The 10329-nt window shown below is 41.1% G+C and carries 14 protein-coding genes; 6 read left to right on the forward strand and 8 right to left on the reverse strand.

The genetic code is table 11. The features are described 5' to 3' along the window. Positions 1-267, reverse strand: a 267-nt coding sequence (locus HZA77_12705) for a GNAT family N-acetyltransferase (protein ID MBI5376293.1), incomplete at its 3' end; no start/stop codon positions are given. Between the two features lie 486 nt (positions 268-753). Here HZA77_12705 and HZA77_12710 point away from each other — a divergent pair. Both HZA77_12710 and HZA77_12715 read left to right on the forward strand, forming a co-directional pair. Further along, on the forward strand, positions 754-1047 hold the full coding sequence (locus tag HZA77_12710) for a hypothetical protein (protein ID MBI5376294.1): 294 nt from the start codon (positions 754-756) through the stop codon (positions 1045-1047). 117 nt (positions 1048-1164) lie between these two features. Then, positions 1165-1482, forward strand: a complete 318-nt coding sequence (locus HZA77_12715) for a nucleotidyltransferase domain-containing protein (protein ID MBI5376295.1) — start codon at positions 1165-1167, stop codon at positions 1480-1482. A gap of 476 nt (positions 1483-1958) precedes the next feature. On the opposite strand, the gene HZA77_12720 is transcribed toward HZA77_12715, so the two are convergent. The 3 genes from HZA77_12720 to HZA77_12730 form a co-directional block, all read right to left on the reverse strand. Next, positions 1959-2771, reverse strand: a complete 813-nt coding sequence (locus tag HZA77_12720) for a KilA-N domain-containing protein (protein MBI5376296.1) — start codon at positions 2769-2771, stop codon at positions 1959-1961. A 34-nt stretch (positions 2772-2805) separates the two neighbouring features. Continuing rightward, a complete protein-coding gene (locus HZA77_12725) occupies positions 2806-3195 on the reverse strand; it encodes a transposase (GenBank protein MBI5376297.1) in 390 nt (129 codons plus the stop codon). Positions 3196-3458: 263 nt separating this feature from the next. Further along, on the reverse strand, positions 3459-4853 hold the full coding sequence (locus tag HZA77_12730; GenBank protein ID MBI5376298.1) for a TIR domain-containing protein: 1395 nt from the start codon (positions 4851-4853) through the stop codon (positions 3459-3461). A 709-nt stretch (positions 4854-5562) separates the two neighbouring features. On the opposite strand from HZA77_12730, the gene HZA77_12735 reads away from it, so the two are divergent. Next, complete coding sequence (locus HZA77_12735) at positions 5563-5889, forward strand: phage integrase N-terminal SAM-like domain-containing protein (GenBank protein MBI5376299.1); 327 nt, start codon at positions 5563-5565, stop codon at positions 5887-5889. Positions 5890-5906: 17 nt separating this feature from the next. Here HZA77_12735 and HZA77_12740 read toward each other — a convergent pair whose 3' ends face one another. The 4 genes from HZA77_12740 to HZA77_12755 form a co-directional block, all read right to left on the reverse strand. Next, positions 5907-6206 (reverse strand): type II toxin-antitoxin system RelE/ParE family toxin, encoded by a 300-nt coding sequence (locus HZA77_12740; protein ID MBI5376300.1) that lies wholly within the window; start codon positions 6204-6206, stop codon positions 5907-5909. A gap of 5 nt (positions 6207-6211) precedes the next feature. Then, complete coding sequence (locus HZA77_12745) at positions 6212-6427, reverse strand: addiction module protein (GenBank protein MBI5376301.1); 216 nt, start codon at positions 6425-6427, stop codon at positions 6212-6214. 151 nt (positions 6428-6578) lie between these two features. Then, on the reverse strand, positions 6579-8153 hold the full coding sequence (locus tag HZA77_12750) for a dehydrogenase (protein MBI5376302.1): 1575 nt from the start codon (positions 8151-8153) through the stop codon (positions 6579-6581). Between the two features lie 128 nt (positions 8154-8281). After that, a complete protein-coding gene (locus tag HZA77_12755) occupies positions 8282-8770 on the reverse strand; it encodes a YchJ family protein (GenBank protein ID MBI5376303.1) in 489 nt (162 codons plus the stop codon). 164 nt (positions 8771-8934) lie between these two features. On the opposite strand from HZA77_12755, the gene HZA77_12760 reads away from it, so the two are divergent. The 3 genes from HZA77_12760 to HZA77_12770 all read left to right on the forward strand — a co-directional run. Continuing rightward, on the forward strand, positions 8935-9318 hold the full coding sequence (locus tag HZA77_12760) for a VOC family protein (protein MBI5376304.1): 384 nt from the start codon (positions 8935-8937) through the stop codon (positions 9316-9318). A 96-nt stretch (positions 9319-9414) separates the two neighbouring features. Next, positions 9415-10107: a Crp/Fnr family transcriptional regulator gene (locus HZA77_12765; GenBank protein ID MBI5376305.1), complete on the forward strand. Its 693-nt coding sequence runs from the start codon at positions 9415-9417 to the stop codon at positions 10105-10107. 83 nt (positions 10108-10190) lie between these two features. After that, the coding region (locus HZA77_12770; protein ID MBI5376306.1) for a hypothetical protein at positions 10191-10329 on the forward strand (139 nt) is incomplete at its 3' end.

The following is a 10329-nucleotide window of genomic DNA, read 5'->3' on the forward strand; positions in this document are numbered from 1 at the left end:
CCTCTTACCAATGCCTCTTTTCTGATATTCCCTGTGAACTGCAAGATCAGAAAGATAACAGGCATAATGAAAGTCCGTCATTGAGCGCGCAATGCCTATCAGTTTTCCATCATTCCAGGCCGTAACCATTAGATTGGAATTTTTTACCATTCCTTCCATGCACTCCCGATCATCAATTGGCCTGCGTTCGCCAAGTGTTGATTCGCGCAGCAGTTCGATGAATTGATCTGCTGTTACCGGCGCGTTCACTTTGTACTCTATGCTCATGTCTTTCTTATGCAGCTAACCATTGATTCCCATGCAACTTTGCCCTGATCTTATTATATTGGCATGGTTTTCGGGTAGTTTTAACCGATGCCAATATCAAGGCATTATGCCTTGATAACGATAATATAAAGGACTTACATATGCAGAGTCAAGACCAAAAACAAAAGATGCTTGACCAGGCCCCCAGCATTCGACACGACAAAAATGATGCAAATCCAAGACGGAAATGGTAGCCTTGAACCTATCAAGGCAGGAGGGTAAATCGTGAGTATTCAATCTGCCGGCAAAATGCCGCAGGTAAGCCAGGGGGCTATAGTTCATGCAAATACTACAGATCGAATGGCAAGATGATTAAAACGATAATTGCATAATTTATTTGCAGCTATCGCAAGGGTTAGGAAAAATAATCTGATACGGCATGAAAAAAATACAGAGAAGCAAAAATACTTTGAGACATCAACGTCTGATCGATGGAGGAGGCGCTAAATGCAAATAACAGTTGATAAGACCCTTGAGATTTTATCAAGAGACTTTAACCTTTCCAAAGAGGAAATCTTAAAAGAAGGATTAAAGTATTTTCTGGAGAAAAGACTGAGAGAAATAAAATCAGAAATTTACAGAATAACCGGCAAATACAAAATATCATCAGTAGAAGAATTTGAAACCTTATACAAAGAAGGGAAGATAGAAGAAAAAGACTCTTTAGCTGATTTTCAAAAATTAGACCATCTTGAATTCAAAAAAGAAGAGATCGAAAGACTTCTTCGCGAGATGCAATGATCATTAACACAGGACGACTTAAAGAGATATCTGAGATTGAATTTGGCGATATTGTTGATGATGTTATCCTCACTGATATTAACTAAATCCGCATCATCTTGATAGTGGGAGGGTGAGATGAACAAAGAAATTTATGCAAGATTAAGAGAGATCAGTAAGCGATTAAAGAAGGAGTATCACGCACAGGAAGTCATCCTATTTGGTTCTTATGCCACAGGCAAAGCTACAAAAGACAGCGATGTTGACCTGTTTATTATTGCATCTACAAAAGAGAGATTTTTTGAGAGAATGGCAACTGTTAAGCGTCTTATACGGGATTTGCGAAATGGATTTCCTGTCTCCCCTATTGTCTTAACACACATGGAACTGGAAAAGAGGAAAAAAGCAGGAGATCAATTTGTTCGGCAGATTTTAGAATCCGGGATGATTTTATAAAGAAAGATAAAAAGATTGTGAACGTTGAAGACGTGTGTCAGGATATTATTTTGCAGACAGATATCCCCCTCTCGGCGTGTTAGATATTACCTGTGAAGATGTTAAAAAAGATTTAAAAGAAGTTAGAAAACTTATCAGGACAATGTTTCCGAATGAGAAATTAGATGCCCGAAAATAACAATAATAAAAACCTTATGATGGGGAAATTCTAATGCAACTGCTCGTGCTATCCTTGATATGTTGGAATACTAAAGTACGGTAGTCTTTTTATCAATTAAAATGGGATGTGTCCCTAATATAATAAACGCTGTTGCGCTTCGCTAAACTGTAGATAGGCCGCGCGTTGATGCCCTTGAGCGCCCACATCCAGCGCGTCGATGTATTGCTTCTCGTTCTCCTTATCAACCTCAACCACCAGCGGAGTGCCGGGTCAAGGATGGCATAGGGCGATTCGGTGAAGTTGGGATGGAGCGCCATTATTTGTCCCCCGCTTCAAGGCGCTTGATTCCTGTGTCGTTCGTCAGAAGTCTCATCTGCTGGATTGCAATCTGGTTCAACTTGCTGAGCCGCTCTGCCTGTGACGTCTTTTCCTGGATGAAAAGGGCATTTAGATTTTCCAGATTGGAGAGGCAAACAAGTTGTGACATATTCGCGTAGTCTCGAATATTGCCCTTATCGCCCGGATGGCTGTCACGCCATTGCCTGGCGGTCATGCCGAATAGAGCCATGTTCAGGACATCCGCTTCCGAGGCGTAAATCAGATTTGTCTGTTGCGGAGTGAGTTTCGGCGGGATCAAGTTCTCTTTGACGGCGTCGGTATGAATCCGGTAGTTGATTTTTGTCAGATTCCGCCGGATATCCCAGCCGAGCTGCTTGTGCTCTTCGTCCTTTAATCGCTGAAATTCTTTTATGAGATAAATTTTAAATTCAGCACTGATCCACATGCCGAATTCAAAAGCAATGTCTTTGTGTGCGTAAGTACCGCCGTATCTCCCCGCTGTAGCCTTCAATCCAATAGCATTTGTTTTTTCAGTCCACTCTTTAACGCTGAGCTTGTAACTGTTTAAACCCGCCTGACTTTTAATTATGGCAAATTCGCCATAATTAAAAGTAGGATTATAAATTCTTTCCCAAACACCCAGAAATTCAACAGTATTTCTATTTCTTAACCAATCTGAAATAAAAAACTCTCCGTCTTTTGCTTTTAGCATATCGGTTAAAGAGATATAGTCATCGTTATTTACCGTGATTATTGAGATTTCGGTGCCTTTAACTTTGATCTTCGCCATTATTTCTTCCCTCCCACTGTAACTTCGACAATGGTCATCGTGTCGTTGCCGAAGATGTCCACCACCTTGACAGCCAGCTCGCGCCGCACCGAAGGGCATTCGTGAAAAACGCTGGTGAGTTCGCCCTCACAGGATTTTGTTCTATGTATCTTGCCACTGCCCATAAATACTTTTCCTTATCCACTACACATGAATGATATCTGCTCTCCCATAACCTGCCTGTCCTCTTGTATGTCCTGTTGAAGTATTGAGTATAGCAAAGGGTTATACCCTGCATCATTTTGTATAACGACTCATTTTTTATCGGCCTTGTCAGAAAATGCACATGATTACTCATAAGACAGTAGGCAAGGATGTATGTATCCCATTTACCTGAATATTCTTTGAGGAGTGACAGATATTTCTTTTTATCCCCCTCGTTAATAAAAACTCTTTCTCTGTTGTTGCCTCTTTGAACAACATGATGGGGGAAATTCTAATGCAACTGCTCGTGCTATCCGTGGCATGTTGGGGTACTAAAGTATAGTTGTCTTTTTGTCAATTAAATGGGATGTGTCCCTAAATTCCTCCTCCTTGAATAAAAACCACCAGAGGCTAATCCCGGTCGGCTCGATGGCTTTGTTGTACGCTGTCTTATTTTCTCAATTTTGCAGTTGACGTCTCCCTCGCAGTCATTTCTTAGCATTATCAAAAGCTCAAATTAAAATCATCGATTAAATCAATTATTACGTCAGAAGGATCGAGTTTTTTATATTTCCGTCTCAGCATTTCTTTTAAGTGATCATTGGAAACAAAAAGCACTAGCTTGTTCTGTTCTATGAATGTATCCTTTCTTTTTTCTATCCCACTATTATTAGGCAGTTTTCTGCTACAAATAATACCAAAGCGTCCAATGGTCTTCTTTAAATAATCACTGATTTGTAGAATAGTTTGTTTGTCTATATCACTACCCTTCTCTGAATAATTATTGAACTCGACCACGATATATTTGGCGTCATAATCCTCGCGTATAAATCTCCAATTCTCTTCCTTACTTCTATTCGGAAATATTGCATCTCTTATGTCAATTCCTGATTGTCTTCGTGATTGAAGTTTAGGTGTACCGAGGGGAGGCACAAATAATTGTGTTAATATCTTAACGCAAATGTCCTCGTATTGCTTCCATCCTTTTTCTCCTTCGGAGCAATTATCGAGTTCCTGTATTAACTGTTGGATGTTGCTAAACTCCTTATCGATAAGTTTCACTTGCCTTGGTTCTTTTAATGGTTTTATTGAAAAATATTTTTCAAGTATGTCTGGAGACGTATATAATTTGTTAAGTAACTTTTGTTCTTCCCAAACAACAATATTAGTAGCTGAATGAGAAAGAAAATCTCTTGAGCTGTTGGTCAGTTCTGAGTTAGTTACAAGGAATACCTTATCTGCTTTCTCAGATAAAGACAGAGAGTAAAGCTGACGTAAAATATCAATAGATATCTTTTGATTATTGTAAAATTTTGTTTCAATTAGAATTTTATCATTAGACTCAAACTTATTGGGAATTGTAGCAACAAAGTCAAAGCCGCCATCGCGAGTTTTAGGAGTTCTTGAAATTGCAAAACCTTCTTTAGTAAGCAACTCGTAAATTAAGTTCTCGAAATCCTTATAATTAAGTTTTTTCCAATCTAGTTTAGAATAAGTTGCTACTGGGGCTAATTTTATTTCTTTAATCAGATATTCTAAACCTTTCTCTCTATCCTTTGATAAGTCAATATATAAGTAACCTGCAATATCTGTTGGAATGACTACATCATCGATTTTTAGTATGATAATTCTGATACCTTTTGTAATCGAATTATGTAGTAAGGCGGAATTAAACTCATGTCTAACCCATTCTGATTTTGACGAGTTCTTACTAAAAACAACTATTATGCTGCTACTGGCTTCAAGTCCTTCTTTAATTCTCTGTTTTATGCTGTCGCCGAGCTTTATTTCATTTGAGTCATACCAAGTATTAATATTGCTCTCATTAAGTTTACGCGTCAGCCAGTCAACAAATAACTTGTCGCTGTGAGAGTAGCTTATGAATATTTTAGTTCTCATTGTAAGTTCTCGGATAATGGCGAACTACTATCATTAGTGCCATTGATTTTCAATTTATTTTTGCGTACAACACGATGCTCACCAGCGTGGCGCGCCGTTTTGCCACGTCCGGTGGAGCTATTTGTTAGCTGTTTTTACTACTTTCTTGCACAAATCCACGAATTCTTTATAGGACAGGTCGTTCTTTGCATCATTAGTTCTCCAAGAGCATATCTTAAATTCTGCTTTGCCTTTTCCATCGCCAACGTGATCGGCTGATGGAAGGAGGGCGAACTTCTTCTTGTACTGCCTCCCCTGTTCCTTGGATTCGTTATTATCGTATTTACTTAATAGATGCCATTCTAACTCTTCCCCAGTATAGACGTCGTTGCCCTTCGACTCATTGACCGCATTATGGATCTCGATTTTATATTATTCGGTTGTGGCTTCAGTGTTTCCTCGCCCCCTATCCCGTCTTACATGCGATGCAGCCTTTCTATGCAGCCAAAGTTCGTAATGTGCCTGGGTGATCTTCCCTTTAAGGAATGTCGGCAATTCGTATTTTCTCATTTTCTTTTCAGCTAACCATTGATGACTTCGTAAAAAGTCATTATTGTCACCCTGAACTTGTTTCAGGGTCTCGTAACTTAGTAATTTTATTAGATGCTGAAACAAGTTCAGCATGACAAATTGGGCATTGTCCGACTTTTTACGAGTTCATCACCATTGATTGACAGGCAAATTTGCCCTGATATTACTATATTGGCATGCTTTTAGTGCAGTTTTGCCCGATGCCAATATCAAGGCATTATGCCTTGATAACGATAATATAAAGGTTTTACACATGCAGAGTCAAGACCAAAAGCCAAAAATACTTGACCAGGTCCGCAGCATAATGCGCCTGCACCATTACTCCATCCATACCGAACGGACTTACATCAACTTGATCAAACGATACATTGCTTTTCATCGGATGAAGTCACGTAAAGACCTGGCGAATGGAGAACGCAGGATCGAGGCGTTTCTCACTCTAAATCAGCGGCGGGGTTTTACCTAGTTCGCTGGAGTGATTTGTTATGCCTTCTTTTCCCTCTTTTTCCAATAGTTGGGTTCTCTGTTGAGATGCATCACAGCCATTATAAATACCTCTTCACTTGTAACTTGGTATATAACCCCGTAAGGGAAACGATTTGTAAAACATCTTCTGGTATTTGCAGAAAGTGGAGCCCAGGCAAGAGGAAACGAAAGAATATTTTGAATTGCTAAGTAGACTTCTTTTGCGAATTCCAATCCGAGGCCATTTTGGCATTCGTTATAATAAGCGATAGCCTCAGTTAACTCCTTTTCGACATCGGGATGGAAAGAATAATTCAAGAGATTTACCTGCCAAATATTTTCTTAAATACTTCATCACCTGGTATCGTTTTTACTTTACCACTTTTTATTTCTTCAACCCTCTTTTCTGCCTCCGCTGCCCACAATTCGTCTATTTCTTTCTGAATGGGATGAAGGCTTCGGAGAAGTTTATCTACAAGTTGCGCCCTTATCTCGACTGGTAGCGAAACTGCTTCGTCAAAAAGTTCATTGGTCTTTATCATGTTTACCCCCACATAAATATTGTTTTATTTTAGCATATCATGTTTCACCGAGTGTAGATATATCTTTTGTTGTGGCATAACCATTGATTGACAGGCAAATTTGCCCTTATATTATTATAACGATAATATAGGTGAGCCTTAATATAGTTTACAGACTTGCCTCCACAGCCTTTATAGCATCCGCTGCCGAACTCGTTATACCGCCTGTGTACCCTGAACCTTCACCTATCGGGTAGAGGTTTTTTATATTTACTGATTCATATTTTCCCGTGCGTTTAATTCTTACAGGGGAGGAAGTTCTCGTCTCTGCACCTAACAATATCGCATGGTCTGAAACAAACAAAGGATAATCCCTTTCCCAACTCTTGAATGCGTTTAAAAGCGCCACGGTTATAAAGTCAGGAAAGATTTCATTCATATCAGCAGATGCGGCCCCCATCTTAAACGAATTATTATTTAAGTTAACAGAGGTCTTGCCGGATAAAAAATCTATTAGATTCTGCGCAGGGACTTCCCATCTTCCTCCTCCTGCATTAAAGGCCTTTTGCTCTATATCCTTCTGGAACTCAATACCGGCCAATGGGGCGATTGATTTATAATCATCCGTATGACAGGTTACAACAAGGGCTGAATTTGAGAATTCTGAAGACCTGCCCGAGTAGCTCATGCCGTTTACAACCAGCATACCATTTTCAGAAGAGGCATTTATTACCTCACCTCCGGGGCACATGCAGAATGTGTACACCCCCCGCCCTGCTTTTCGATTGGTGTAGTTAAATGAATAGGTCGCAGCCCCTATACCAGGGAACTTCTTGTACTTATTGCCATACCTTATAAGATTGATAATTTCAGCAGGATGCTCTACCCGTACTCCAACTAAAATTGGCTTCTGCTCAATAGCTATACCTTTTTTGTGAAACATCTCAAATGAGTCCCGCGCAGAATGTCCCACCGCAAGATAGAGGGTTGAAGAACTATACTCCTTCTCCCCGTTTATTACCACGCCTGAGACTTTATCACCTGATATAAGGATATCAGTTACTTTTGAACCATAATGTATCTCTCCGCCTCTTTCAAGGATATAGCTCCTTATATTACGAACTATTCTGCACAAGATGTCCGTACCGACATGGGGTTTGCTGATATACCCTATCTCTTCAGGGGCGCCAAATTTTATAAATGTATCCAGCACCCTGTTTATATGTTTCGAATTTTTTGTCCTGGAAAACAGCTTACCATCCGAGTATGAACCGGCGCCCCCTTCACCAAACTGAATATTTGATTCAGGGTCTAACACCCTTTCTTTGATAAATCTTTGGACATCAATGGAGCGCTCTTCTATTTTTTTACCCCTTTCAAATATCAGAGGTTTAATACCATAAGCAATAAGCTCAAGGGCTGCGAACATTCCGGCAGGACCGAAACCTGCTATTACAGGCCTCTCTTTGATGTTTTTGGGGTTCCTGTCTGCCTTTATCTCTTCAGTGTATATGGGGTATACAGGGAGGTTCTCCTTGTTGTCGAAGATATCAGGAGTAGTGACAACTATTGAAACTTCGTAGTAGAACTGATCCTTATTGTTCGTATCAAGTGATTTATGCAGAATTTTAACTAATTTAACATCTGATTCGCTGATGTTCAGCCTTTGTGAAGCGGCCTTTAGATATTCATCAATCCCGTCTTTTTCAACAGGTATCCGCAAACCGCTTATTATTAAATTCAGGAAATACCCCTGATCTTCCCCCGCTATTGCGGACACCTGAAAAAATACAATGGGTCACATCTTGAAAAATCAGTTAGCTTCAGCATAAAAAATCTCTAAGCATCTATTCCCTGCCAATACCAGCCGGGTCACTGGCCACAGCATTTTTTGAATTTCTTTCCGCTGCCGCACTCGCAGGGGTCATTGCGTCCGGTTTTGGGCGTTGTCCGGACAACAGGTTTTGGCCCCTGGATTTTCCCTGTGGTAAAGTACCATATCCCCTCCTGCTTCTTGAACGATGACAATTCCCGGTGTTCTTTATTTATCCCCTGATCTGTAAAGGTTGCGATAAATTCAACCTGGCCGTCATCATCTCCGGGTCCGCCTTTCTTCGTGTCCAGGATCTCAAAGGCATGCCACTCTGCGCTTTCTGCCCAGTCCCGGGTGCTTTTTTCGTCATAGTCCGAACGGAAATCCGGATGGAGAGACGTATAGATATACCCCATCTCTTTTTTGACGTATGCGCTGTACCGGGACCTCATAAGTTGTTCAGCGGTTAATACAGGCCGCTCTGCCTTTATCAAAGGCCGGCAGCATTCAGCATATGCGATATTAGAACCGCAGGGACACAGATCCATGTTTAACTCCTTATACAATAATGAACGCTTTCCATTCAGCCGTCGCCTGGAATCTGCTTTTTCGAGGGTATGGTAACAGGATGATTTCTGGGTGTCAACGGGACGTTAGCTTTGTGTGTTTGTTAAGATTGAAGATGTCAGTTTAACGTGTTAGTATTATACGCATGATTAAAAAACTGCTCCACACGCGGATGCGCGTCAATGACATGGAAGAGACATTGCGTTTCTACGTGGATGTCCTGGGACTGACGGTCGAGAATCGCAAGCGTTCCCCACGCGGATCAGAGCTAGTCTTTCTGTCTGTTCCAAACAGTGATGAGGTGATCGAGATATGTTCATTTCCTCCTGGCGGAAAAGTCGAGGTGCCGGAGGACCTTGTGCATCTGGCCTTCGAAGTGGATGACCTTGATCAGATGATCCTGCACTTTAAGGAGAAGGGAGTCCTGATTACAGATGGCCCGACAGTGACCTCGTCAGGCAGCCGTCTCTGTTTTATCGAGGCCCCGGATAAGTACGAGGTCGAATTGATCGAGCGGCCCGTGAAGTAGGACTTAGATGCGGCATGGTGATTATTTAACTTTTCCACCGGTCGTTCTATGTTTTACCTGATGGACGTCCTAAGACCGGGTGAGGAGGAAGCGCCTGTGCGAAATATCACTCCAAGCAAGTACTGGTATCTAAAACAGATCAAATTGTTCTCTGACCTTTCTGATGAAGAGTTGAAGACCATGGAGGCTATGACCAGAATGGAATCTGTCCGGAAGCGACAGATTGTCTATATCCCCGGTGAACCTGGCAATTCTGTTTACATTCTTAAAGAGGGGCGGATTAAGATTTCGAGGCTAATGGAAGATGGTCGTGAGCTTACACTGGTCATCTTAGAGCCCGGAGAGATTTTCGAGGAAATAGATGCCCTGGAAAATACCAGCAGAGACACCATGGCATCTGCAATGGATGACTCCAATATATGTGTTATCCGAAAGGAAGACTTTGAGAAATTCCTCAGGACTAAACCGGACATACCTATCAAATTAACAAAGTTGATCGGGCTGCGTCTTAAAAGGATCGAAAACCGCATTGAAAATCTACTATACAAGGATGTTCCTTCACGCCTTGCACACATACTACTCGATCTGAGTAATGAAGCTGGCCACATTGATAATATGGGAATTCGCCTTAAGGCCAGGCTGACCCATCAGGAGCTCGCAAACCTTATAGCCTCAACACGGGAAACAGTCAGTCTCACCCTTAGAGAGTTCCGGGACAAGGGGTTGATAGAATTCAACCGGAAGGAGATCATCATCCGGAATAAGAACGGTCTCATCAAATATCTTTAATAAATGTAAGCTGCCTTACAGATTTAAAGATGCATGGGATGTTATCCTTATATCACCAATAAACCACAAAGGAGGTGAATATTATGAAAAGAAAAAACATATTTATCTATTCAGGTGTAATCATGCTTATCGTAGGGATTCCGCTCGGAATCATCAGAGCAGAAGAGATGATGAAGAAGATGTCACCCTACATGCCAGAGGAAAAAGTAAAGATGATGCAGG

The sequence above is a fragment of the Candidatus Schekmanbacteria bacterium genome, assembly GCA_016219965.1.
Lineage (GTDB): Bacteria > Schekmanbacteria > GWA2-38-11 > GWA2-38-11 > J061 > JACRJM01.

Coding starts and splice junctions, on each gene's coding strand:
- HZA77_12720 (MBI5376296.1), bottom strand. CDS start 2,771: ATGGCGAAGATCAAAGTTAAAGGCACCGAAATCTCAATAATCACGGTA.
- HZA77_12710 (MBI5376294.1), top strand. CDS start 754: ATGCAAATAACAGTTGATAAGACCCTTGAGATTTTATCAAGAGACTTT.
- HZA77_12715 (MBI5376295.1), top strand. CDS start 1,165: ATGAACAAAGAAATTTATGCAAGATTAAGAGAGATCAGTAAGCGATTA.
- HZA77_12730 (MBI5376298.1), bottom strand. CDS start 4,853: ATGAGAACTAAAATATTCATAAGCTACTCTCACAGCGACAAGTTATTT.
- HZA77_12755 (MBI5376303.1), bottom strand. CDS start 8,770: ATGGATCTGTGTCCCTGCGGTTCTAATATCGCATATGCTGAATGCTGC.
- HZA77_12760 (MBI5376304.1), top strand. CDS start 8,935: ATGATTAAAAAACTGCTCCACACGCGGATGCGCGTCAATGACATGGAA.